General features: G+C 67.0%; 18 protein-coding genes. 9 read left to right on the top strand and 9 right to left on the bottom strand.

Annotated elements, in window-relative coordinates; translation table 11 throughout:
- Window positions 1-4: 4 nt before the first annotated feature.
- The 3 genes from RT688_RS06350 (at window position 5) to RT688_RS06340 (ending at window position 3,098) form a co-directional block, all read left to right on the top strand.
- Window positions 5-622, top strand: coding sequence for a Maf family protein (locus RT688_RS06350; protein WP_313704002.1), 618 nt, complete (start codon window positions 5-7; stop codon window positions 620-622).
- A gap of 316 nt (window positions 623-938) precedes the next feature.
- Window positions 939-2,402, top strand: coding sequence for a ribonuclease G (gene rng, locus RT688_RS06345; RefSeq protein WP_313704001.1), 1,464 nt, complete (start codon window positions 939-941; stop codon window positions 2,400-2,402).
- A 57-nt stretch (window positions 2,403-2,459) separates the two neighbouring features.
- On the top strand, window positions 2,460-3,098 hold the full coding sequence (locus RT688_RS06340; RefSeq protein ID WP_313704000.1) for a DsbA family oxidoreductase: 639 nt from the start codon (window positions 2,460-2,462) through the stop codon (window positions 3,096-3,098).
- On the opposite strand, the gene RT688_RS06335 is transcribed toward RT688_RS06340, so the two are convergent.
- The 6 genes from RT688_RS06335 to RT688_RS06310 all read right to left on the bottom strand — a co-directional run bounded on the left by RT688_RS06335 (window position 3,095) and on the right by RT688_RS06310 (window position 10,219).
- Window positions 3,095-3,763 carry an energy-coupling factor ABC transporter ATP-binding protein gene (locus RT688_RS06335; RefSeq protein WP_313703999.1) on the bottom strand — a complete coding sequence of 223 codons (669 nt, stop codon included), beginning with the start codon at window positions 3,761-3,763 and terminating at the stop codon, window positions 3,095-3,097. The genes RT688_RS06340 and RT688_RS06335 overlap by 4 nt on opposite strands.
- The gene (locus tag RT688_RS06330; RefSeq protein WP_313703998.1) at window positions 3,760-4,467 is read right to left on the bottom strand and encodes an ABC transporter permease; all 708 of its coding nucleotides are present in this window, start codon (window positions 4,465-4,467) and stop codon (window positions 3,760-3,762) included. Before RT688_RS06330 ends, RT688_RS06335 begins: the two co-directional genes overlap by 4 nt.
- A gap of 13 nt (window positions 4,468-4,480) precedes the next feature.
- Complete coding sequence (locus tag RT688_RS06325) at window positions 4,481-5,359, bottom strand: formate dehydrogenase accessory sulfurtransferase FdhD (RefSeq protein ID WP_313703997.1); 879 nt, start codon at window positions 5,357-5,359, stop codon at window positions 4,481-4,483.
- The gene (fdhF, locus tag RT688_RS06320) at window positions 5,356-8,157 is read right to left on the bottom strand and encodes a formate dehydrogenase subunit alpha (protein ID WP_313703996.1); all 2,802 of its coding nucleotides are present in this window, start codon (window positions 8,155-8,157) and stop codon (window positions 5,356-5,358) included. Before fdhF ends, RT688_RS06325 begins: the two co-directional genes overlap by 4 nt.
- The gene (locus RT688_RS06315) at window positions 8,154-9,857 is read right to left on the bottom strand and encodes an NADH-ubiquinone oxidoreductase-F iron-sulfur binding region domain-containing protein (RefSeq protein ID WP_313703995.1); all 1,704 of its coding nucleotides are present in this window, start codon (window positions 9,855-9,857) and stop codon (window positions 8,154-8,156) included. Before RT688_RS06315 ends, fdhF begins: the two co-directional genes overlap by 4 nt.
- Before the next feature lie 125 nt (window positions 9,858-9,982).
- Window positions 9,983-10,219 carry a hypothetical protein gene (locus tag RT688_RS06310; RefSeq protein WP_313703994.1) on the bottom strand — a complete coding sequence of 79 codons (237 nt, stop codon included), beginning with the start codon at window positions 10,217-10,219 and terminating at the stop codon, window positions 9,983-9,985.
- 246 nt (window positions 10,220-10,465) lie between these two features.
- On the opposite strand from RT688_RS06310, the gene RT688_RS06305 reads away from it, so the two are divergent.
- Together RT688_RS06305 and RT688_RS06300 are read left to right on the top strand one after the other, a co-directional pair.
- The gene (locus tag RT688_RS06305) at window positions 10,466-12,727 is read left to right on the top strand and encodes a family 1 glycosylhydrolase (protein WP_313703993.1); all 2,262 of its coding nucleotides are present in this window, start codon (window positions 10,466-10,468) and stop codon (window positions 12,725-12,727) included.
- Between the two features lie 197 nt (window positions 12,728-12,924).
- Window positions 12,925-13,656 carry a glycosyltransferase family 25 protein gene (locus RT688_RS06300; RefSeq protein WP_313703992.1) on the top strand — a complete coding sequence of 244 codons (732 nt, stop codon included), beginning with the start codon at window positions 12,925-12,927 and terminating at the stop codon, window positions 13,654-13,656.
- Between the two features lie 149 nt (window positions 13,657-13,805).
- Here RT688_RS06300 and msbA read toward each other — a convergent pair whose 3' ends face one another.
- Both msbA and RT688_RS06290 read right to left on the bottom strand, forming a co-directional pair.
- Window positions 13,806-15,536, bottom strand: coding sequence for a lipid A export permease/ATP-binding protein MsbA (msbA, locus tag RT688_RS06295; RefSeq protein ID WP_313703991.1), 1,731 nt, complete (start codon window positions 15,534-15,536; stop codon window positions 13,806-13,808).
- On the bottom strand, window positions 15,526-16,716 hold the full coding sequence (locus RT688_RS06290) for an O-antigen ligase family protein (RefSeq protein ID WP_313703990.1): 1,191 nt from the start codon (window positions 16,714-16,716) through the stop codon (window positions 15,526-15,528). Before RT688_RS06290 ends, msbA begins: the two co-directional genes overlap by 11 nt.
- A 272-nt stretch (window positions 16,717-16,988) precedes the next feature.
- On the opposite strand from RT688_RS06290, the gene RT688_RS06285 reads away from it, so the two are divergent.
- The gene (locus RT688_RS06285) at window positions 16,989-18,071 is read left to right on the top strand and encodes a glycosyltransferase family A protein (RefSeq protein ID WP_313703989.1); all 1,083 of its coding nucleotides are present in this window, start codon (window positions 16,989-16,991) and stop codon (window positions 18,069-18,071) included.
- 119 nt (window positions 18,072-18,190) lie between these two features.
- On the opposite strand, the gene dnaE is transcribed toward RT688_RS06285, so the two are convergent.
- Window positions 18,191-21,688 (bottom strand): DNA polymerase III subunit alpha, encoded by a 3,498-nt coding sequence (dnaE, locus tag RT688_RS06280; RefSeq protein ID WP_313703988.1) that lies wholly within the window; start codon window positions 21,686-21,688, stop codon window positions 18,191-18,193.
- Window positions 21,689-21,900: 212 nt separating this feature from the next.
- On the opposite strand from dnaE, the gene RT688_RS06275 reads away from it, so the two are divergent.
- The 3 genes from RT688_RS06275 (at window position 21,901) to RT688_RS06265 (ending at window position 24,995) form a co-directional block, all read left to right on the top strand.
- Window positions 21,901-22,755, top strand: a complete 855-nt coding sequence (locus RT688_RS06275) for a sulfurtransferase (protein WP_313703987.1) — start codon at window positions 21,901-21,903, stop codon at window positions 22,753-22,755.
- Window positions 22,756-22,974: 219 nt separating this feature from the next.
- Window positions 22,975-23,775: an ABC transporter permease gene (locus RT688_RS06270; protein ID WP_313703986.1), complete on the top strand. Its 801-nt coding sequence runs from the start codon at window positions 22,975-22,977 to the stop codon at window positions 23,773-23,775.
- A complete protein-coding gene (locus RT688_RS06265; protein ID WP_313703985.1) occupies window positions 23,772-24,995 on the top strand; it encodes an ABC transporter ATP-binding protein in 1,224 nt (407 codons plus the stop codon). The genes RT688_RS06270 and RT688_RS06265 overlap by 4 nt, the downstream gene beginning before the upstream one ends.
- The last annotated feature ends 26 nt before the right edge of the window (window positions 24,996-25,021 follow it).

The raw sequence follows: 25,021 nt of genomic DNA, 5'->3' as shown, positions 1-25,021 counted from the left end.
CCTCATGAAAGCGCACGACAAGAAAATCTACCTCGCTTCGAAAAGCCCGCGGCGCCGCGAACTGCTGCGCCAGGTCGGCATCGACTTCGAGCTGCTGAGCCTGCGTAGTGACCCGGCGCGGGGCGTCGACGTGCCCGAGGACGTGCTGCCGGGCGAGCCGGCGCACGAGTACGTGGTGCGCGTGGCGCGCGAAAAAGGCGCCTTTGCCTGGAAGGTGTTGCAGCAGCGCCGCCAGCCGCTGCGTCCGGTGCTGACGGCCGACACCACGGTCACCATCGACGACGAGATCCTCGGCAAGCCGGCCGACCCGGCCGAGGCCAAGGCAATGCTCGAGCGCCTGTCGGGCGGCACCCACCAGGTCCTGACCACGGTCGCGGTGCACTACACGGATTTTGCCGAGCACATCACCCAGGTCTCGGACGTGCGCTTCGCCCCCTTGTCGCCGCGGCAGATCGCCGCCTACTGCGCCACCCTGGAACCCTACGACAAGGCCGGCGGCTACGGCATCCAGGGCCTGGCCGCGCTGTTCATCGAGCACATCGAGGGCAGCCATTCGGGCATCATGGGCTTGCCGCTGTTCGAGACGGCGGCCTTATTGCGCAAGGTGGGCGTGCAGGTATAAGCGTCGCGCAGACCCGTAGGGTGGACGGCTACACCCGAGCGCCGCAATGACACGCAGCGTGGGCGCCGTCCACGCGTTCAACCAGCCACCGAACAGCCGCAATGCCGGTTTTCGTGATTCGCAGCGGCGAGATCATCGAGTCGCGTAATCGACACCGTCAACGATCGACGCGTGGACGGGAAACCCGTCCACCCTACGTCCATCCAGGGACAAATCGTCCTGGCGAACGCCACCATGTCGTTCGCCCTCTTCCCCACCTTCCCCCATCCCAGCGTGTATCATGACACTCTGAACAATATCCCTACGCGTAGCGCTCATGAACGAAGACATCCTCATCAATATCACCCCGCAGGAAACGCGCGTGGCGCTGGTCCTGCAGGGCGCGGTGCAGGAGTTGCACATCGAGCGCACGCTGACACGCGGCCTGGCCGGCAACGTGTATTCGGGCAAGGTAGTGCGGGTCTTGCCAGGGATGCAGTCGGCCTTCATCGACATCGGCCTGGAGCGCGCGGCCTTCCTGCACGTGGCCGACATCTGGGAAGCGCGCCCGCACGACAATTCGAACGTGCCGCCCACGCCCATCGAAAAGCTGCTCTACGACGGCCAGGTGCTGACCGTGCAGGTCATCAAGGACCCGATCGGCACCAAGGGCGCGCGCCTGTCGACCCAGATCTCGATCGCCGGCCGCATGCTGGTCTACCTGCCGCAGGACAAGCACATCGGCATCTCGCAGAAGATCGAGAAGGAAAGCGACCGCGAACTGCTGCGCACCCGCATGCAGGAACTGCTGCCGGCGGAAGAGAAAGGCGGCTACATCGTGCGCACCCAGGCCGAGGAAGCCAGCGACGCCGACCTGGCCGCCGACATCGACTACCTGCGCAAGACCTGGGCCGCGATCCAGCACGGCGCGCGCACCCGCCCGGCCACCAGCCTCCTCTACCAGGACCTGAACCTGGCCCAGCGCGTGCTGCGCGACTTCGTGCACGAGGAAACGGCGACGATCCAGGTCGACTCGCGCGAGAACTACCTGATGCTGGTCGAGTTCGCCAAGGTCTACACCCCGAGCGTCCTGTCGCGCCTGCAGCACTACACCGGCGAGCGCCCCCTGTTCGACCTGTACGGCGTGGAAGAGGAAATCCTGCGCGCGCTGGGCCGGCGCGTCGACCTCAAGAGCGGCGGCTACCTGATCGTCGACCAGACCGAGGCGATGACGACCATCGACGTCAACACCGGCGGTTTCGTCGGCGGCCGCAACTTCGCGGACACGATCTTCAAGACCAACCTGGAAGCGGCCCACGCCATCGCGCGCCAGCTACGCCTGCGCAACCTGGGCGGCATCATCATCCTCGACTTCATCGACATGGAGAACAACGAGCACCGCAACGCCGTGCTGCTTGAACTCAAGAAAACCCTGGCGCGCGACCGCACCAAGGTCTCGGTCAGCGGCTTCTCGGCCCTGGGCCTGGTCGAGATGACGAGGAAGCGCACCCGCGAGTCGCTCGCCCACATCCTGTGCGAGCCCTGCCCCGCCTGCGGCGGCAAGGGGCAGGTCAAAACCTCGCGCACCATCTGCTACGAGATCCTGCGCGAACTGCTGCGCGAAGCCAAGCAGTTCAACCCGCGCGAATTCCGCATCCTCGCCTCGCAGGAAGTGGTCGATCTGTTCCTGGAGGAGGAATCGCAGCACTTGGCCATGCTGGGCGACTTCATCGGCAAGAAGATCTCGCTGCAGGTGGAGAAGGGATACCACCAGGAGCAGTACGACGTGATCCTGATGTAAGACGCGGCGCCCGCCACGGGTGCGCTCTTATCGCGCGAATCGTCCTAAGATCGCGCCATGAACAGCCAAGCCACCATCCGCCTCGACATCTGGAGCGACTACGTCTGCCCCTTCTGCTACCTCGAACTGCCCGCCGTGCAGCGCCTGCAACAGGCCTGGGGCGACCAGCTCGAGGTCGCCTGGCGCGCCTTCGAATTGCGCCCCGACCCGAAACCCACGCTCGACCCGGACGGCGAATACCTGCACACGACCTGGAACCGCTCGGTGTACCCGATGGCTGCCGAACGGGGCATGACCCTGAAACTGCCGCCGGTGCAGCCGCGCAGCCGCAAGGCTTTCGAGGCCGTTGCCTATGCGCGCGAGCACGGCAAGTTCGACCGCATGCACGAGGCGCTGTTCCGCGCCTTTTTCGTGGACGGGCGCGACATCGGCGACCCGGCCGTGCTGGAGGACATCGCGGTGGAATGCGGCGTCGACCGGCTCGGCCTGAGCGAAGCGCTCGGCAGCGCGCGCCATACGAACGAGGTGCTGGACGACCAGAAGCTGGCCCATTCACTCGGTGTGGCCGGGGTGCCGATCATGGTCTTCCGCCCGGCCGGCGCCGGCTGGGACCGGGCGCTGGCGGTGCGCGGCGCGGTGCCCTACGAAACGATGGAAGCGGCGCTGCGCCAGGTGCTCGAAGGCGCAGGCCGCTAAGAAGCTGTCCCGGTACGGTATTCCAGCCGCCCGTCGCGCAGCTTCAACCTGCGCACACCCGGCAAGCCGATCAGATCGCGGTCGTGGCAGGCCATGACCACGGTGCTGCCCTGCTCCAGCAAGGTCGGGATCAGGGCGATCACCTGCTCGCGCGCGTTGCCGTCCAGGTTCGCGGTCGGCTCGTCCAGCAGCAGCAGGCGCGGCTTCAACACGCGCGCCCGCGCCAGCGCCACGCGCTGCTTCTCGCCGCCGGACAGGCGCGCCGGATCGGTACCTTGCAGGTAGTCGACGCCGGCCCAGGCCATCGCCTCGTCCACCGCCTTCTTCACGTCCGCCTTCGATGCGCCGCGCGCGCGCAGGCCGTAGGCGATGTTGTCGGCGACGCTGGTCGAGAACATGATCGGGTGCTGGTGCACGTAGACGATGGCCGCGCGCAGCGCCTGCGGATACGGATGCAGGCAGACCCGTTGCCCGTCGAAGGACACCTCGTCGGCCTCGGCGGTCTCCAGCCCGCCGAGTATGCGCAGCAGCGTGCTTTTTCCGACGCCGTTGGCGCCGGTCAGCACGTAGGCGCTGGCCGCGTCCAGCGTCAGCTCGGCGATGTCGAACAGCAGGCGCTCGCCGTGGCGCTTGCGCAGGCCGCGCACCGTCAGCAAGGCTCTCATGCACGCCCCCCGGCGGTATGCGCTTCGCCCTGCAGCAGCATTAGCGCGCCGTTCATCACCAGGGCGAGGGTCACCAGCACGATGCCCAGCGCGATCCCCTGCGCGAACTCGCCCTTGCTGGTTTCCAGCGCAATGGCAGTGGTGATGGTGCGGGTCTCGCCCTGGATATTCCCGCCCACCATGAGGGCGCAGCCGACTTCCGAGATCACCCGGCCGAAGCCGCTGATCACGGCCGCCATCACGCCATAGCGCGCCTCGTGCAGCACGGTGGTCATGGTGCGCCAGCGCGAGGCGCCGAGGGCGCGCGCGGTCTCGGCATAGCGCGGGTCGAGCGCCTGCACCGCCGCCAGCGTAAAGGCGAGCAGCACCGGCAGCCCGACCACGAACTGGCCCGCGATGATGCCCGATTGGGAAAACAGCCACTCCAGGGAACCGAGCGGCCCGCGGCGCGACAGCAGCAAATACAGCAGCAGCCCGATCAGGACCGTGGGCAGCGACAGCGCGCACTGCGCCAGCCAGACCGCGATGCGGCGGCCCGGGAAGCGGTGCATGGCGATCGCATAGCCGAGCAGCACGGCGGGCGGCGTGGCCAGCAGCAGGCCGATCACGCTGGTCTTGATCGAAACCCAGATGATGTGCCAGAGCGCGGCGTCGCCCGAGAACAGCAGCGCGAACGCGTGCCGCGTCGCTTCGAACAGGGTCATGCGGCGGTCCGGGTCACGAACGCGCGTGCAAGGGCTGGGGCAGCGGCTGCTCGAGCAGTTCGGGCTCGAACACGATCCGCTCCTGCCCGGCCAGCAGCAGGAAGTGGCGCCCAGTGCAGCGCGCCAGCAGCGACATGCCGACCTTCTCCGCCACCATGTGCCCCATTTGCGTGGTGCCGGAGCGCGACAGCAGGAAGGGAATGCCCATCTGGGCGCCCTTGATCACCATTTCGGAAGTCAGCCGACCGGTGGTGTAGAACACCTTGTCCTCGCCACGCATCCCTTCCAGCCACATCAGGCCGGCGATGGCGTCGACCGCGTTGTGCCGCCCGACGTCCTCGACGAAATACAGCAGTTCGCCCGTGTTCGAGAACAGCGCGCAGCCGTGCACCGAGCCGGCCTGCTTGTAGATCGACTGCTGGGTGCGGATGGTCTCGACGATGCGGTAGACCACCGATTGCGGCAGGCGCGCGTCCGGCGGCAGCGCGATCCGGTCGACCTCGTCCATCAGCCCGCCGAACACCGAGCCCTGGCCGCAGCCGGTGGTGACGACCTTCTTCGCGGTGCGCTCCTCGACGTCGAGGATGCCGTTGCGGGTGACGACCGCCACCGCGTCGACCGACCAGTCGACCTGGACCGACACCACGTCCTCGATGGCGCGCACCAGGCGCTGGTTGCGCAGGTAGCCGAGCGTGAGCGCCTCCGGTGCGCCGCCCAGGGTCATCAGGGTGACGAGTTCGCGCTTGTCGACGTAGACCGTGAGCGGCCGCTCGGCCGGAATCGAGATCGTGGAGCGGCGGCCGCGCTCGTCCAGGGCCTCCACCTCATGGGTGAGATGGGCGCGCGCATCGGACAGCAGGGGGCGGTATCGGGACAAGTCTGGGCAATTCATGTTGCCAATTGTGCCACGTTCGCCAGAATTTGGCCGCCACCGTAGCTGCCCTGCGGTGCGACCGTGCCGCCCGGCGTGACGCGCACCGCGCAATACTTGAACTCGGGGATCTTGCCGAAGGGGTCGAGCGCCGCATTGGTCAGGCGGTTGATCGCCGCTTCGTAGTAGCAGAACGGGACGAAGATCGCACCCAGCGGCGAGCTGTCGTCGGCGCGCGCCCACAGCACCACTTCCCCGCGGCGCGAAGCGATCGTGATCGGCGCACCCGGCGCGACGCCCAGCCGTTGCAGGTCGAGCGGGTGCACCAGCGCCACCGGATCGGGTTCGATCGCGTCGAGCACGCCGGCGCGGCGGGTCATGCTGCCGGTATGCCAGTGTTCGAGCTGGCGGCCGGTGATCAGGACCATCGGGTAGTCGACGTCAGGCCGCTCGTCGGCCGGGATGATGTCGGCCGGGACGAAGCGCGCCTTGCCGCCCTCGCGCGGGAAGCTGTCGGTGAACACCACCGGCTGGCCGGGGTCGTCCTCGCCGCGGCAGGGATAGACCACGGCGCCCTCGCGCTCCAGGCGCTCCCAGCTGATGCCGGCGATGCTCGGCATCAGGCGCCGCATCTCGTCGAACACCTCGGAGACGTGGCCGTAATGCCACGGCAGCCCGAGCCGGTTCGCCATCTGCTGAATGATCCACAGGTCCTGCTTCGCCTCGCCCGGCGGGTCGATCGCCTGGCGGCCCAGCTGCACCAGGCGGTCGGTGTTGGTGAAGCTGCCGGTCTTCTCGGGAAATCCCGAGGCCGGCAGGATCACGTCGGCGAGATACGCGGTCTCGGTCAGGAAGATGTCCTGCACCACCAGGTGTTCGAGCGCGGCCAGGGCGGCGCGCGCGTGGTTGGCGTCGGGGTCGGACATGGCCGGGTTCTCGCCCATGATGTACATGCCGCGGATTTGCCCGCTTTGAATCGCATCCATGATCTCGACCACGGTCAGGCCCGGCCGCGGGTCCAGCGTGGCGCCCCAGGCTTGCTCGAAACGCGCCCGCACTTCCGGGTTGTCGACGCGTCCGTAGTCGGGCAGCATCATCGGGATCAGGCCGGCATCCGACGCCCCCTGCACGTTGTTCTGGCCGCGCAGCGGATGCAGGCCGGTGCCGGGACGGCCGACCTGGCCGGTCATCAGGCTCAGGGCGATCAGGCAGCGCGCGTTGTCGGTGCCGTGCACGTGCTGCGACACGCCCATGCCCCACAGGATCATCGCGCCCTTCGCCGTGGCGTACAGGCGCGCCACGTAGCGGATGGTGTCGGCGTCGATGCCGCAGATCGGCGCCATCAGCTCGGGGCTGTAGCCGGCGACGTTCTTTTCCAGTTCCTCGTAGCCGAGGGTACGTTCGGCGATGAAGTCGGCGTCGACCAGCCGCTCGCCGACGATTACGTGCATCATCGCGTTGAGCAGGGCGACGTCGGTGTCGGGCTTGAACTGCAGGTAGCGGTGCGCGTGGCGCGCCAGCTCGGAGCGGCGCGGATCGAGCACGACGAGTTTCGCGCCCTCCTTCACGGCATTCTTGATCCAGGTGGCCGCCACCGGGTGGTTGACGGTGGGGTTGGCCCCGATCAGGACGATGACCTCGGCGCGCATCACGTCCATCACCGGGTTCGACACCGCGCCCGAGCCGATCCCTTCTAGCAGCGCCGCCACCGAGGAGGCGTGGCACAGGCGCGTGCAGTGGTCGACGTTGTTGGTGCCGAAGCCGGTGCGCACCAGCTTCTGGAACAAATAGGCTTCCTCGTTGCTGCCCTTGGCCGAGCCGAAGCCGGCCAGCGCCGCGCCGCCATGCTGGTCGCGGATGTGCGCCAGGCGGCCGCCGGCCAGGGCCAACGCCTCTTCCCAGCTGGCCTCGCGGAAGACCTCGAGCACGCCCGCCGGATCCATCGTGAACTCGCCCGTCTTCGCCACGCCTTCCCTGCGGATCAACGGCCGCGTCAGGCGGTGCGGATGGTGGGCATAGTCGAAGCCGTAGCGGCCCTTGACGCACAGGCGGCCGTGATTCGCCGGGCCGTCGCGCCCCGCCACCTCGAGGATGCGATTGTCCTTCACCTTGTAGGTCAGCTGGCAGCCGACGCCGCAATAGGGGCAGACCGAATCGACCTCTTTATCGGGCACTTGCAGCGCCACGCCGCGCGCCGGCGCCAGCGCCCCGGTCGGGCAGGCCTGCACGCACTCGCCGCAGGCCACGCAGGTGGAGGCGCCCATCGGGTCGTCCTGGTCGAACACGATCTTCGCATCCTGCCCGCGGCCGGCCAGGCCGATGACGTCGTTGACCTGTTCGTCGCGGCAGGCGCGCAGGCAGCGCGTGCACTGGATGCAGGCGTCGAGGTTGACGGTGATCGCCGCATGGGTGGCGTCGCGCGCGGGCTGGGCGCGGGTGGCGGGGAAGCGCGGCTTGTCTACGCCAAGGCGCGCGCTCCATTCGTCCAGTTCGTTGTGGCGCGTGTAGGTGGTTTGCGGCATGTCCGACTGCAACAGCTCGAGCACCATCTTCTGCGCCGCAAGCGCGCGCGGGCTGCCCGTACTCACCTTCATGCCGGCCGCCGGGTGGCGGCAGCACGAAGGCGCCAGCACGCGCTCGCCCTCGATCTCGACCATGCAGGAGCGGCAGTTGCCGGCCGCCGCCATGCCGGGCTTGTAGCACAGGTGCGGGATCTCGACGCCTGCGCGGCGCGCGACCTCGATCAGGGTCTCGCCGGGCAGCGCTTCCACGCTGCGCCCATCGAGCTCGAATGCAATGCGCTGAAGTTCGGCGTTCATGCTGCCCCCAGTTCGTGTGGGAAGTACTTGATGACGCAATCGACCGGGTTCGGCGCGGCCTGGCCCAGGCCGCAGATCGAGGCGTCGCGCATCACCTGCGACAGTTCGGCCAGCAGCGCGGTGTCCCATGCGGGCCGCTCGATCAGCGCCAGCGCCTTCGCGGTGCCGGCGCGGCAGGGCGTGCACTGGCCGCAGGACTCGTCCTTGAAGAAGCGCATCGTGTTGCGCGCCGCCGCCACCGCGCTGTCGTGCTGCGACAGGACCACGACGGCGGCCGAGCCGATGAAGCAGCCGTAAGGCTGCAGGGTATCGAAGTCGAGCGGGATGTCGCCCATGTGCGCCGGCAGGATGCCGCCCGAGGCGCCGCCCGGCAGGTAGGCATAGAAGTCGTGCCCGTCCTGCATGCCGCCGCAATACTCGTCGACCAGCTCGCGCACCGTGATGCCGGCCGGGGCCAGCTTGACGCCGGGCTCGCGCACCCGGCCCGAGACCGAGAACGAGCGCAGGCCCCGCCGGCCGTGGCGCCCGTGGCCGGCGAACCAGGCGGCGCCGCGCTCGAGGATCTCGCGCACCCAGTGCAGGGACTCGAGGTTGTGCTGCAGCGTCGGGCGGCCGAACAGGCCGATTTGCGCCACATAGGGCGGGCGCAGGCGCGGCATGCCGCGCTTGCCTTCGATCGACTCGATCATCGCCGACTCTTCGCCGCAGATGTAGGCGCCGGCGCCGCGCCGCAAGTGAATCGGCGGCATGCCCCGCACCGGCGGGTCGAGCCGCAGCTTGTCCAGCTCCGCTTCCAGCAGCGCGCGGCAGCCGTGGTATTCGTCGCGCAGGTAGATATAGATGGCCTCGACGCCGACCGCCCAGGCGGCGATCAGTGCGCCTTCCAGGAAGCGGTGCGGGTCGCGTTCGAGGTGGACCCGGTCCTTGAAGGTGCCGGGCTCGCCCTCGTCGATGTTGATCGCCATCAGGCGCGGCCCCGGCGCGGCGCGCACGATGCGCCACTTGCGCCCCAGCGGAAAGCCGGCGCCGCCCAGGCCGCGCAGGCCGGAGTCCTCGAGGCTGGCGATCACGGTGTCCATGTCGCGCTCGCCCGCCACGCAGGCGCGCAGCAGGCGGTAGCCGCCGCCGGCGCGGTAGGCCGCGTAATCGATATAGCCTTCCGGCGCATCGGTGACGACGCCGGCGCTCACCTTGGCCAGCACCGCCTCGACGCTGGCGCGCGGCACCGGATGCTGGCCGACCACGACGGCCGGCGCCTCCTCGCAGCGTCCGATGCAGGGCGCGGCCAGCACCCTCACCTCGCGCCCGAGGATGGCCGGCAGTTTCGCCAGCAGATGCGCGGCGCCCGCCAGTTCGCAGGACAGGCCGGCGCAGACGCGCACCGTCAGCGCGGCGGGCGCCTCCTCGCCCTCGCGCACGACGTCGAAATGGTGATAGAAGGTGGCGACTTCGAAGACTTCGGCCTGGGCCAGCCGCATCTCCTGGGCCAGCGCGGCGAGGTGGCGGCTGGCCAGGCAGCCGTAGCGGTCCTGGATGGCGTGCAGGTGCTCGATCAGGAGGTCGGGCTGGCGCGAAGCCTCGCCCAGCAGCGCGCGTATCTCGTCCAGGGCCTGCGGATCGGCGCGGCGGCCCTTGGGCGCCTCGCGCTTGCGCTGCCGGCTCGGGCCGGCCGGCGCGATCGGGATGATGGGATGGCTCATTGTCGTCTCCAGGACGGCAGCCTGGCGCGGCCGGCTGCCTTGTCATGATGCTTATACTTCAAGCATATGCCAGTTTTCCCGTCAGTTCAACGCATGCCGCATCCCGCCGGCGGCCGGCGCCGAACCTAGCGCCGCCGCTTCTTCCAGTTGTAATCCGGTCCGGTGACATCCACTCCCGGGTGGCCGACGGCGTCCGGGTGCTCGGAGCACATGGTCACGAAACGTATGCCCTCGCCGCCGCGCTGGCGGCGGCGCAGCTCTTCCATGAACTGCATGGCCTTGACCATCTCGTCCGTACCGAAGGCCTGCGCGTGCGGGGTGCGTTCTGTTTCCTCGACCATTGTCCAGTAGACCATGTACATCGGCTGACTCCTTTTAGCGGCCCAGAATGTCTTGCCGAACAGGCAATTATGCCACAATTTTGCATTTCATGATCTGGCAATGTCGCACGATTTAGAGACAGATCAATGTTATTTAGCAGAGGAAACGGATACGAAGACAAAAAGTAGGACTAGTCCGAAATTTCCCCATTATGTTCGCCATTTCACATAACCGAGGCTACGAGGCCGTTAGGCTTAAGCCTGTCTTCACTAAAGCAGGCATTCCTCATGAACATTGACAAGAACATCCAGCCAGATTCCGCATCCGAACTGGCGCTTTGGGGCGGACTAGAGTGCACCGTCAACCGCGTGCGCGACCAGTACTTCAGCCAGATGGACCGCAATGGCCATGCCGACCGTTTGCAAGACATCGAACGCTTCGCTTCCCTCGGCATCTCGGCCATCCGCTATCCGGTGCTGTGGGAACGCACGGCGCCGAACGGCATCGAGAGCGCGGACTGGTCCTGGTCCGACGCCCGCCTTCCCGCCCTGCAGCGCCTGGGCGTCACCCCGATCGTCGGCCTGGTCCACCACGGCAGCGGTCCCGAACACACCAGCCTGGTCGATCCAGCCTTTCCCGAAAAGCTCGCCGAGTACGCCGGCGCGGTAGCGGCACGCTACCCCTGGGCCGCGTACTACACCCCGGTCAACGAACCCCTGACCACGGCGCGCTTCTCGGGCCTGGCAGGCGTCTGGTACCCCCACGGGAAAAGCCATGAGACCTTCGTGCGGGCACTCCTGATCGAAACCCGCGCCACGGTGCTGTCGATGCGCGCGATCCGCGCCGTCAACCCCGAGGCCAAGCTGGTCCAGACCGACGACCTGTCGAAAACCTACGGCACGCCCGAGATGCAGTGGCTGGCCGACTTCTTCAACGAACGGCGCTGGCTGGGCTGGGACCTGCTGTGCGGCATGGTCGACCAGGAACACGCGCTGTGGGACTATCTGCTCAAGTCCGGCGCGACGCCCGAGGAACTGCAGTGGTTCCGCGAGAACCCCTGCCCGCCCGACATCATCGGCGTCAATTACTACGCCACCAGCGAGCGCTGGCTCGACCACCGCACCGAGCGCTATCCGAAGGACCGCTGCCACGAATACGACGGCGTCCCGCATGCCGACATCGAGACCCCGCGCGCGCTGGCCACTCCGACCCCGGGCATCGGCCCGCTGCTGCAGGAAACCTGGGAGCGCTACGGCCTGCCGATCGCGATCACCGAAGCCCACATCGACGCCAACCGCGAAGACCAGATGCGCTGGCTGCTCGAGATCTGGAATGCGGCCAGGAAGGTCAGGGCCGGCGGCGCCGACGTGCGCGCGGTCACGGTCTGGGCCCTGCTCGGCTCCTATGACTGGAACTGCCTGGTGACCGAATGCCGCGGCTACTACGAGCCGGGCCCGTTCGACGTGCGCGGCCCCGAACCGCGTCCGACCGCGGTGGCCACCCTGATGCGGGAACTGGCGTCCGGGCGCCCCTTGACCAACCCGGTGCTGCAGGGCCAGGGCTGGTGGCGCCGCCCGGGCCGCTTCCTGTGCAAGCCGGTCGCCACCCGCACCGCGGTGGCCGACATCGCGGTGCGCAACCAGTTCAAGTCGCAGCACGTGCAGCCGATCCTGATCACCGGCGCCACCGGCACCCTGGGCTCGGCCTTCGCCCGCATCTGCGAGAAGCGCAACCTGGCCTGCCACGTGCTGACGCGCCAGGAGATGGACATCACCGACCCGGCCTCGGTCGAGGCGGCGATCCAGCGCTTCAAGCCCTGGGCCATCATCAACGCCGGCGGCTACGTGCGCGTCGACGAGGCCGAGACCGACAGCGAAGGCTGCATGCTGGCCAATACGCTCGGTCCGACGGTGCTGGCCCTGGCCTGCATCCGCCACGCGATCCGCTTCATGACCTTCTCGAGCGACCTGGTGTTCGACGGCGGCAAGGACAGGCCCTACGTGGAATCCGACCCGGTCGCCCCGCTGGGCGTCTACGGGCGCAGCAAGGCCGAGGCCGAGCGCCGCGTGCTGGAAGCCGACCCGCAGGCGCTGGTGATCCGTACCAGCTCCTTCTTCGGCCCTTGGGACCGCCACAACTTCGTCACCCAGGCGCTGAACACGCTGCGCCGCGGCCAGGCCTTTACCGCGTCGAACGACCTGGTGGTCTCGCCGACCTACGTTCCCGACCTGGTCAACGCCAGCCTCGACCTGCTGATCGACCGCGAACGCGGCATCTGGCACCTGAGCAATGGCGAAGCGGTGTCCTGGGCCGAGCTGGCGCGCAAGGCCTGCGCGCTGGCCGGCGTCGACGCCGGCCGCCTGGTCGAGCGTCCGGCGGCCGAACTGGGCTACGTGGCCGTGCGTCCGGGCTACTCCGCCCTGGGCAGCGAGCGCGGCCTGCTGCTGCCCTCGCTCGACGACGCCCTGGCGCGCTACATCAAGGCGATCGAGGAGCACGCGAGCGACGACGGCGAAATGGCCGGCGAAGCCGCGCACTACGCGAGCTGAAGCGCCCGACGCGGCTTGACGCGGCTGTGATGCCCCCACTCCCGCCCGCCGCGACGACGCGCCGGGCGGGATGTTCGTTCTGACCGTTTTGACCGTTCGGAGGCCGCGGCGCCGTGCACGGCGCCCGGCCGATCAGGTAACATTCTGCCTGTGCCGGCTCGTCCGGTCCTTCAGTACGGCATCACTACAGGCTTACCTTGAAAATACTAGTCATCAGTCTCCCCAAGAGCGTCGAGCGGCGCGCCCGCGCGGCGCAGAAGCTCGGCGAGCGCCAGCTCGCGTTCGAGTTCATCGACGCCGTCGACGGCAGGGTCGACCAGCATCCCTACCTCCGGCACTACGACGAAGCGAGCTTCCTGGTGCACCGCCGCCGCCGCGCCGCGCCGGGCGAACTGGGCTGCTACGTCAGCCACCTGCTGGCATGGGAGCGCTGCATTGCCCTGAACGAACCGGTGGTGGTGCTGGAAGACGACTTCGAGCTCACGCCCGACTTCGAAGGCGGCGTGGACTACGTCGGGCAGTTCGCCGACCAGGTCTCCTTCGTGCGCCTGGAACCGCTGGAAAAGCACACGGTGCTCACCTCGAACAAGGGCGAGCGCTTCAGCCTGGTCAAGCAGCTCGACGTCGGCATGTGCATGACCGGCTACGTGATCACGCCGCACGGCGCGAAGCGGCTGCTGGCGCACGCGCGCACGATCCGCGCGCCGATCGACCTGTTCCTGAAATACACCTTCGACCACGGGGAACTGATCCACGCGGTGGTGCCGCATGGCGTCTATCCCACCCATGCCGATTCCGTGATCGGGATCGAGGTGCGCAACCAGAGGGAGAAAGGCTTCATGCTGGGGCTGAAGCGGTTTGCGTATAAAACGTTTTATCGCTTTGCGAACCTGTTTACCAACCTGGCGAACGGGCTGCGCAGGTTCTAGCCTTACAGGTGGTCTTCGTAGGGTAGGCACCCTGTGCCCACGCGGTGATAGGTGAAGCATGATTCATCGAGCACGACATCGGCGCCGATAACGATCGCCGTGTGGGCACGCCGTGCCCACCCTACGAGATCAGCCGCTCCCGGTATCCATCAGGCGCTGGTCGCCGCCGCGAACTGCAGGCGGTACAGATTCGCATACATGCCGTTCGCCGCCAGCAGCGCCTCGTGCGTGCCCTGCTCGACGATGCGGCCCGCTTCCATGACGACGATGCGGTCGGCCCGTTCGATGGTCGACAGGCGGTGCGCGATAACGAGGGTCGTGCGGCCCGCCATCAGCGTGTCGAGCGCGGCCTGGACCGCGCGCTCGGATTCGTTGTCGAGCGCGGAGGTCGCCTCGTCCAGGATCAGCACCGGCGCATCCTTGTAGATCGCGCGCGCGATCGCCACGCGCTGGCGCTGGCCGCCCGACAGGCGCATGCCGTTCTCGCCGATCTTCGTCTCGACGCCTTCCGGCAGCTTGGCCACGACATCCGTCAGGTGCGCGGCCTTGACCGCCGCCGCCAGGCGCTCGTAGTCGACCTGTTCGGTCCCGTAGGCGATGTTGGCCGCCAGCGTGTCGTCGAACAGCACCACGTTCTGGCTCACCATCGCCAGTTGCTGGCGCAGGCTGGCCATGGTGAGATCTTCGTACGGGATGCCGTCGAGCAGGATGCGCCCGCCCTGGGGGTCGTAGAAGCGCGTCACCAGGTTGACAAACGTAGACTTGCCGCCGCCCGAGACGCCCACCAGGGCCACGGTCTGGCCCGGCTGCACGTCGAGCGTGATGTCGGACAGGGCCGGCGCCTGCGCGCCCGGATACGTGAAGCTGACGTGCTCGAAGCGCAGGTGGCCCTGGGCGCGCTCGATGGTGCGGGTGCCCGGGTCGTGCTCGACCGGCGCGTCGATGATCGAGAACACGGTCTCTGCCGCGGCAATGCCGCGCTGCATCGGGCCGTTCACCTCGGCCAGGGACTTCAGCGGCGTGAGCAGCATCAGCATCATGGTGGTGAAGTTGGTGAATTCGCCGACCGTCATGTCGGACTGGATCGCCATCACGATCACGACCGACACCGCGACCGCGGTGGCGACCTGGGTGATCGGGGTGGTGGCGGCGAAGGCCACCGTCATGCGCTGCGAGAAGCCGCGCATGGCTTCGCTGCGGCGTTCGAAGCGGCGCCGTTCGTAGCTTTCGCCGGCGAACACGCGGATCACCTGGTGGCCGCGCGTGGCTTCCTCGACCACCTGGGTCATCTCGGCGGTGACGCGCTGGTTCTCGCGGTTCAGGCGGCGCAGGCGGCCGGTGGTGGTGCGCACGATGACGGCGGTGAGCGGCACCACGACCATGGCGATCAGGGTCAGGCGCCAGTTCAGGTAGAGCAGCGCGCCGAGCAGGCCGAGCACCACCAGCACGTCGCGCACGTAGGCGACGAAGACCGAGTTGATCATGTCGACCACCTGGCGCACGTCGCCGATCACGGTGTTGATGATCTTGCCGGTCGACTCTTCGTGGAAACGCGCCACCGGCAGGCGCAGCACGCGCGAGAAGGCCATCCGGCGCAGGTCGTTGAGCACGCGGCTGAGGACCCAGTTGTTCAGGTAGGCGGTCGAGAAGGTGAAGACGCCGCGCAGCGCGAAGATCGAGATCAGGATGCCGGGCACCAGCCACAGGCTGAACTCGACCTTGTTGGGGCCGAAGCCCTTGTCGAGCAGCAGTTCGAGCGCCTTGGCCAGCAGCGGCTGGGTGGCGGCGGTGCCGGCCATCGCGAACAGCGCCAGGAAGGCGCGCGAGCGATACGGCTTGATGATCGCCAGCAGGCGTTTGACGATGGTGCTAGTTTCCAAATTCTTCTTTCTCGTTCAGGCAAAAGCCCATGAGGATGAATATCATGAGCGCGTAAAAGAGGCAGGACTTACCCGAATAGAACATCATCTCGGTCAGGCCGAAGCCGAAGTAGCCGAGCGCGACCAGCATGCCCGCCAGCGCCGGCGCGCTCGGCGGCTGCCCACGCGCGATGGCCAGCCTGGCGTGGCGCGCGAAGAACGCGAACGGCGCCGCCAGGATGCCGACCAGGGCCAGCAGGCCGAGCACGCCGCCGCTGGCGAGTGCCTGCAGGGCGTCATTATGCAGGTGCTGCGGCGCCAGCGCCACGTCCGACAGCGTGCCCTCCTGCACCCAGCGTACCACTTTCTCGTGCGCGACGGCCGGGTCCTGCCCCACCAGCGGCTGCTCGGCGATCAGCATGCCGGCCGCCTTCCACAGTTCGAGACGGATGCCGACGTTGGTGAACTTGTCGACGCCGCTGTGCCACTTGCGCACGTCGTCGATCCCCTGCTGGACGCGCAGCTGCATCTCGGTGGCCGGCACGAAATAGAGCACGGCCGCCAGCGCCACGCCGGCGCCGAGCAGGAGCCGCACGTTGCGGCTGCGCGCCAGGTGGCCGTGGCGCATGCACACGATGGCCGCCAGCGCCAGCGCGATCCAGCCGCCCCGGGTGCCGGTCATCACCAACGCCAGGATGCCGGCCAGGCCACCGATCAGCGGCCACAGCACCGAACGCCCGGCGCGCCGGAATTCGAGCGCCGCCACCAGCGCCACCATGCTCAGGGTCAGGGCGATGTCGCCGAAGGTAATCGCATTCATGAAGCCGCCCGGGCGCTCCATCTCCAGCACGATGCGCTGGTGGCCGATGAAGAACATGGCGCCGATGGCGCCCAGGATCGCCCCCCACCACAGCGCCTGGCGCGGCGGACGCGCAAGCAGCACCGCCATCGTGGCGGTGACGGCGCAGAACATGCGCAGCGGCTTTTCCAGCGTGTTCAGGGGCTGCTCGGGGCGCAGCAGGAAGTAGGCCAGCACCAGGACAAAATTGAACAGGAAGGCCAGCAGCACCCAGCGTACGTCGTGCCAGTGGCGTGCCAGCGCAGCGCGGCCGGCGCCGAACTTCCAGAAGGCGGTCAGCAGGAGCAGGAAACTGGCAAGGCCGATCCCGACCTGGGTGGTGAGGATAAGCGACGGCACCATGAAGACAAGGGCGCCAGTCCACATCCGCAACGGGGCCGTCGTTTTCAGCAACGAATTGTCCATCAGCTCATATGTATGTATGCTTGCTAGGCAGCAAAGCGGTTGATACGGACGCCGCACAGCCGGCGCCGTGCACCGGCTGGTGCAGTAGACACATTCGAGGCAGAACGACAAGACTTTTTTCAAACCATTATCGCTGATGGCGGCTAGACTGCCAACACGGCCGCGCGGCCTGTCCCGAAGCCGGCAGCGCAATGAAGGGGTATATACCGATGAATACCGCACCGCCGGCTTCCACGCTGGTTTCCATCCTCGTACCCGCCTATGACGCGGAGCGCCACCTCGAAGCAACCCTGAGCTCCGTCCTGGAACAGATGGGGCCGCGGCATGCGCTGATCGTCATCGACGACGGCTCGCGCGACGGCACCGCCGAGGTGGTCGAGCGCATGGCCCGGGCCTGGCCGGCGTTGTCGGTGACCCTGATCCGGCAGGCCAACCAGGGCCTGGCCGTCACCCGCAACCGCCTGCTGGAGGCCGCCACCGGCGACTACATCCTGTTCCTCGATGCCGACGACCTGCTCCTGCCCGGCACCCTCGCCGCGCTCGAGGACGTCATCGCGCGGCACCGGCCCGACGCCATCGCCTGCGACTTCAACGACTGGCATCCGCAGAACATGCGCCGCACCCGCAGGGTCGAACGCGGCTACCCGGCGGACGTCCTGCTCACGGACCGCGAGGCGATCCTGCGCACCTTCTTCATGGACCGCCAGTGCTATGCCTGGGCCAACGTGCTGCGCCGCGAAATCTATGCGCGCCAGCCGGCGCCGCTCTACCCGCCGGGCCGCACCTTCGAGGACATCACGACCACGCCGCAGCTGATCGCCGATTGCGCCAGCCTGGTGCGCCTGGCGCGCCCCTGCTTCGACTACCGCCAGCATCCGGGCAGCATGAAGCGCGGCCTGTCGCACAAGTGGTGCACCGACTTCGCCCAGGCGGTGCTGCACATCCACCGCCATTTCGGAAACCTGCCGATCAGCGACGCGCTGCGCCTGCACATCGACGCGGCCACCATCCACTTCTACAACGTGATCCTGAAGCGCACCTACGAGATGCCCTGGCGCGAAGGCCGGGCCGCGCGCGCCGATGTCGAGGACCTGCTGCGCCAGAACCTGTTCCACGACCTCGGCCAGGTGCTCGACGCCATGCAAGGCGAGGTCCTGGACAGCCACGACCGCCGCGCCGACCGCCGCGCCGCGACCCAGGTGCGCAAGCTCCTGGACGGTAATCTCGCTTTCGTGATCGGCAAGCTGGCGGCGCGCAAGATCAAGGTGTGGCAGCGCAGGGCGGCGGCGTGAAGGGCATTCACCCGTAGGGTGGGCGGCTGCACCCGGGTGCGTGAGCAGCCAGCGGCTCGCATGCCGCCCACGCGTTCAACGATCCGGCGAAACACCTCCGCCGGCGTCGCGGAAGTCCATCAGTACTCGACCGCCACGTCCTTCGCGCCCAGGTTCAGTTCGAGCGCGTGCTTGAGGGCGTCCGACGGCGCCACCCGCCATTCGTCGCCCAGTTGCAGCGTGCACTCGACGCCTTGCGGCTTCACGCGCAGGCTGACCGGCAGGCCGTCGGGGTTGCGGTAGGGCGCCAGCACCTCGGCCATCTTGGCCGGGCTGATCGTGCACTCGATGTCCATCTCCAGCTTGTGGCCGTAGTGGATGCGCGCGGCGGCGATGTCGAACACCTTCTCGGCCGTGATGCGCAGGCCGCCGTTGAAGCGGTCTTCCGACACCTTGCCCACCACCAGCAGGAATTCGTCTTCCTTGAAGACGTTCTTGTGGGCCTCGAGCAGCTCGTTGTAGATCGTCACCTCGACCACGCCGGTCTTGTCGTCCAGCGCCACGATCAGGATCTTGCCGCGCTGGGTCATCTGGGTGCGCACGCCGGTGATCACGCCGCACAGCATGCGCGGCTCGCGCGAAGGCTCGAGGTCCTTCAGCTTGGTCTTGGCGAAGCGCCGCACCTCCTGCGCATACGAGTCGAACATGTGGCCCGACAGGTAGTAGCCGAGCGCGATCTTTTCTTCCGCCAGCTTCTGGCGGTCGGTCCAGGGCGTCGCCTTGATGTAGTCGGGCGGGGCGATCAGGTCGGAATCGTCGCCGCCGAACAGGCTGACCTGGTTGGCGGCGGCGGCGGCCTGCCCGGCCGCTTCCATGGCGAAGGCGACGGAAGCGAGCAGCACGGAACGATCGACCCCGAAGGCGTCCATCGCGCCTGCCCGGATGAGCGACTCGATGGTGCGGCGGTTGATCTGCTTCTTGTCCACGCGCTTGCAGAAGTCGAACAGGTCCTTGAACTTGCCGCCCTCTTCGCGCGCCGCGATGATCGCCTCGATCGCGCCCTGGCCGGCGCCCTTCACGCCGCCCAGGCCGTAGCGGATGTTCGCGACCTGCTTGCCGGTCACGGACGGCGGCGGGCCTTCCGGCGTGAAGCGGAACTGCGATTCGTTCACGTCCGGCGGCAGGATGGTCAGCTTGCAGACGTCGATCGCATCTTCGACCAGGATCTTGATCTTGTCCGTGTCTTCCATGGCCAGCGACATGTTGGCTGCCATGAACGCGGCGGTATGGTGCACCTTCAGATAGGCCGTGTGATACGACAGCAGCGCGTACGCGGCCGCGTGCGACTTGTTGAAGCCGTAGCCCGCGAACTTCTCCATCAGGTCGAAGATCTCGTCGGCCTTTTCCTGGCTCAATCCGTCCTTGGCGGCGCCGGCGCGGAAGATCGCGCGGTGCTCGGCCATCTCCTCGGCCTTCTTCTTGCCCATCGCGCGGCGCAGCATGTCCGCGCCGCCCAGCGAATAGCCGCCGACGATCTGCGCCATCTGCATGACCTGCTCCTGGTAGACCATGATGCCGTAGGTCTCGGACAGGATCGACTCGGTCCGCGGATCGGGATAGTCGAACTTCTCGCCGTGCTTGCGCTTGCAGAAGTCGGGAATCAGGTCCATCGGGCCCGGACGGTACAAGGCGACCAGCGCAATGATGTCCTCGAAGCGGTCGGGACGCGCGTCCTTCAGCATGCCCTGCATGCCGCGCGATTCGAGCTGGAAGATGGCGACGGTCTTCGCCTCGGTCAGCAGCTTGTAGGACGGCCGGTCGTTCAGCGGCAGCTTGGCCAGGTCGAAGTCGGCCATCGCCGGATCGAGCGCCTTGATGTAGTTGACGGCGCGGTCGAGGATGGTCAGCGTGGTCAGGCCCAGGAAGTCGAACTTCACCAGGCCGACGGCCTCCACGTCGTCCTTGTCGTACTGCGAGACCACGCCGGCGTCGCCGCCCTGGGTGTACAGCGGGCAGAAGTCGGTGAGCTTACCGGGCGCGATCAGCACGCCGCCGGCGTGCATGCCGATGCCGCGGGTGATGCCCTCGACCTGCTGCGCGAGATCGAGCAGCTGCTTGACCTCTTCCTCGTTCTCGAGGCGCTCCTTGAGCAGCGGTTCCTCTTCGATCGCCTCGGCGATCGAGACCGGTTTACCCGGCTTGAACGGGATCAGTTTCGAGATGCCGTCGCAGAAGTTGTAGCCGAAGTCGAGCACGCGGCCGACGTCGCGGATCGCGCCCTTCGCCGCCATGGTGCCGAAGGTGGCGATCTGCGATACCGCATCGCGTCCGTACAAATCTTTTACGTGCTGGATGACGAGTTCGCGCTTTTCCTGGCAGAAGTCGATGTCGAAGTCGGGCATCGAGACGCGTTCCGGGTTCAGGAAGCGCTCGAACAGCAGGTTGTATTTCAGCGGATCGAGGTCCGTGATCTTCAGCGCATACGCGACCAGCGAGCCCGCACCCGAGCCGCGGCCCGGGCCGATCGGCACGCCGTTGTTCTTGCCCCACTGGATGAACTCCGCAACGATCAGGAAGTAGCCCGGGAACTTCATCTTGATGATGGTCTGGTTCTCGAACTCCAGGCGCGCATCGTAGCGCGGGCGCTCCTTCTCGCGCACTTCCGGATCGGGGAAGAGCTGGAGCAGGCGCTCTTCCAGGCCCTTCTTGGTTTCGGCGACCAGGAAGTCGTCGATGGTCATGCCCGGCGGCGTCGGGAAGTCCGGCAGCTGCGGCTTGCCCAGGGTCAGGGTGACGTTGCAGCGCTTGGCGATCTCGACCGAGTTGGCCAGGGCGCCCGGCAGGTCCTTGAAAAGCTCGGCCATCTCGGCCTGCGACTTGAAGCACATCTCCTCGTTGAAGCGGCGCACGCGCTTGGCGTTGGCCAGCATCTCGCCTTCGGCGATACAGGTGCGCGCCTCGTGCGCGATGAATTCTTCCTTCTTGAGGAACTGCACCGGGTGGGTCGCCACCACCGGCAGCCCCATGCGCGCGGCCAGCGCCACCGAATGGCGCACCTGCTGCTCCTGGTTGGCCTGGCCGGCGCGCTGGATCTCGATGTAGAAGTGGCCGGGGAAGATGCTTGCCCAGCGCTCGGCGGCCTTCTCGGCCTTGGCCAGGTCGCCGTTCTCGATCGCCTGGCCGATGTCGCCGAAGTGGGCGCCGGACAGCACGATCAGGCAGTTGGCCTGGTCCACTTCCGGCTCCAGAGTGGACACGGAAGTTGCCAAAGCCTCAAGCCATTCGACGCGGATCTCGGCGCGGCCCTTGTACTGGTTGGTGAGCCAGGCTTTCGACAGCAGGTCGCACAGCTGCAGGTAGCCGCTGCGGTTCTTCGCCAGGATCAGCAGGCGGTGCGGCTTGTCGCGGTTGTCGTCGTTGGTGATCCAGGCGTCAACGCCGACGATCGGCTTGATCCCCTTCCCGCGCGCCGCCTTGTAGAAGCGCACCATGCAGAACATGTTGGCCAGGTCGGTGACGGCCAGCGCCGGCTGCTGGTCCTTGGCGGCGGCGCCCACCAGCTCGTCGATGCGCACGAGGCCGTCGACGATGGAGTATTCGGAGTGGACGCGAAGGTGGGTGAAGATCGGGGAAGTCATCCCGTCATTTTAACCCGGCCGGCGGCAAGCCGGCAGCGGCGTTGCCGGCGCCGCCGGCCGCACCCTGCGCGCGTTAGTTGCACTTAAACAACAACCGCACGCCTGCGAAAACGCAACAACTGCCGCCGCGAGCTGGCCCGAACAGCCCGGCCATTGAAGACCCCATCCACGCCTGCTCTATAATATCGGCCTGTCTTTCGTCCCCTACTGCTATGTCTTCCGCCAACACCCACGTCAACATCGCCGCCTATAAATTCGTCACTCTCGACAACCTGGACGAATTGCGGGGCCAATACCAATCGCTGTGCAACGAACTCGGCCTGAAAGGGACGGTGCTGCTGACGCCGGAAGGCATCAACATGTTCGTGTCCGGCCCGCGCGAGCAGATCGACCGCTACCTGGACTGGGTGCGCAGCGATACGCGCCTGGCCGACCTGGAGTGGAAGGAAAGCCTGTCGGGCGAGCAGTCGCACAAGCGCATGCTGGTGAAGATCAAGAAGGAGATCATCACCATGCGCATGCCGCTGATCAAGCCTGAACTGGGCCGCGCGCCGTCGGTGGAAGCGGCCACGCTCAAGCGCTGGCTCGACCAGGGCCATGACGACCAGGGCAAGCCGGTCGTGATGGTCGACACCCGCAACGACTTCGAAGTCGACGTCGGCACCTTCGACAACACCGTCGACTACCGGATCAAGAAGTTCACCGAGTTCCCGGAAGTGATCGCGGCGCACAAGGACGACTTCGCGGGCAAGACCGTGGTCACCTTCTGCACCGGCGGCATCCGCTGCGAAAAGGCGGCGATCCACATGCAGAACATCGGCTACGACAATGTCTACCAGCTGGAAGGCGGCATCCTGAAGTACTTCGAGGAAGTCGGCGGCGCCCACTACACCGGCGACTGTTTCGTGTTCGATTACCGTACCGCGCTCAATCCGAAGCTCGAGCCGACCGAGACCGTGCAGTGCTTCGCCTGCCGCGCCGTCGTGACGCCGCGCCAGCAGTTGTCGCCGGATTACGTGTACGGCGTGTCCTGCCCGCACTGCGCCGGCGCCGGCAAGGCCGCTTGAGCCGCGGCCGGGGCCGCCGCGGGGAGCGGTCGGGACAGGCAGGCAGGCAGGCAGGCAGGCAATCGTGCATTAATACCAATTGCTTACGATATATAATTACCGGCTGCCGCGTCCCGCCCCGAGGGTGACATGGACGCAGGCACAAGTTGTTCATGAACTTTCACCATCGATGACGAATTCAGAAACGAGACTGTCCCAGTTTGGCAGTGGAGCACGAGGATGATCTCGGCGGCTCTGTTAAAGAGTGTGATCACCTATCGCGGCTTTATCTTCGGCAGCGTCAAGCGTGAATTCCAGGCCAAATACGGCAATGCGGTCCTCGGGGCGACCTGGACCATCCTCAACCCGCTGGCCCTGATCCTCGTCTATACCGTCATCTTTGCCGAGGTCATGCATTCGCGCCTGCCCGGTGTCTCCTCCAGCTTCGCGTACAGCATCTACCTGTGCGCCGGCATCCTGACCTGGGGCCTGTTCGCCGAGATCACGTCGCGCAGCCAGAACATCTTCCTGGACCATGCCAACCTGATCAAGAAAATCAGCTTCCCCCGCATCGCCCTGCCGCTGATCGTCGTGCTCAGCGCCGGCCTGAATTTTGCGATCATCTTCGGCCTGTTCGTCGGCTTCCTGCTCGTGACCGGCAATTTCCCGGGCTGGATTTTCTTCGCGATCGTGCCCGTGCTGCTGATCCAGATCCTGCTTTCGATCGGCCTCGGCATGATTCTCGGCGTGCTCAACGTCTTCTTCCGCGACGTCGGCCAATTCTTCAGCATCTTCCTGCAGTTCTGGTTCTGGTTCACGCCGATCGTCTACCCGGCCTCCATCCTGCCGCCTGCGGTGCGCGACCTGCTGGTCTGGAATCCGATGGCCACCATCGTCGGCGCCTACCAGACCGTCCTGGTCAGCGGCACCGCGCCGGACTGGGGCGCGCTGGCGCCGGTGGCGGCCGTCAGCCTGCTGCTGTGCGTGTTCGGCTTGCGCCTGTTCCGCAAGCGCTCGGGAGAAATGGTGGACGAACTATGAACGGCCGCATCCAGGTTTCCGGTCTCGGCAAGGCATTCAAGCAGTACCCGACCCGCTGGTCGCGCCTGCTCGAATGGATGTTGCCGGCCTTCGGTGCGCGCCACCAGCTCAAATGGGTGCTCAGGGACATCAGTTTCGAGATCGCCCCGGGCGAGGCGGTGGGCCTGATCGGCATCAACGGCGCCGGCAAGAGCACCCTGCTCAAGCTGGTCACCGGCACCAGCCAGCCGAGCACCGGCAGCGTCGCCATCCATGGGCGGGTCGCCGCGCTGCTCGAACTGGGGATGGGTTTCCACCCCGACTTCACCGGGCGCCAGAACGTCATGATGGCCGGCCAGCTGATCGGCCTGACCGTCGAGGAACTCACGGCACTGATGCCCGCCATCGAGGAATTCGCCGAAATCGGCGACTACATCGACCAGCCGGTCCGCGTGTATTCGAGCGGCATGCAGATGCGCCTGGCCTTCAGCATCGCCACCGCGCGCCGCCCCGACGTGCTGATCGTTGACGAAGCCCTGTCGGTGGGCGACGCCTACTTCCAGCACAAGAGTTTCGAGCGCATCCGCGAATTCCGCCGCCACGGCACCACCTTGCTGTTGGTGTCGCATGACAAGCAGGCGATCCAGTCGGTATGCGACCGCGCCATCCTGCTCGACAGCGGACGCCTGAGCCGCCAGGGCCCGCCGGAAGAAATCATGGATTACTACAACGCCCTGATTGCCGAGCGCGAGAATCAGTCGCTGCTGACGCGCGAGGTCAACGGCAAGGTCCAGACCGTGTCCGGCACCCTCGAGGCGACGGTAGCCGAGATTGCCCTGCTTGACGAGAACGACCAACCGGTCGAGGTGGTCGACGTCGGCGCCGCCGTGACGCTGCAGGTGGTGGTCCAGGCCCACGCGCCGATTCCGCGCATGGTGCTCGGCTACATGATCAAGGACCGCGTCGGCCAGGCCATCTACGGCACCAACACCCACCTGAAGGACATGGCCCTGAACGACGTCGCCGCCGGCCAGCGCGTCACCTACCGCTTCGCCTTCCCCCTGAACATCGGGCCCGGCAGCTATTCTGTCGCAACCGCGATCGTCAGCACCGATACCCACCTGGTCAACAATTACGAGTGGCGCGACCTGGCGCTCGTTTTCACGGTCGTGAACATGCGGCGCCCCCATTTCGAAGGGTGTGCCTGGCTCGACCCCGTCATCGATATCCGAACACCATGAGTTTCATCACGCACGCACAAAACCTC

The organism is Massilia sp., from assembly GCF_032106685.1.
Classification (GTDB): domain Bacteria; phylum Pseudomonadota; class Gammaproteobacteria; order Burkholderiales; family Burkholderiaceae_D; genus Telluria.
This window is presented reverse-complemented; position numbering and strand designations above follow the sequence as displayed.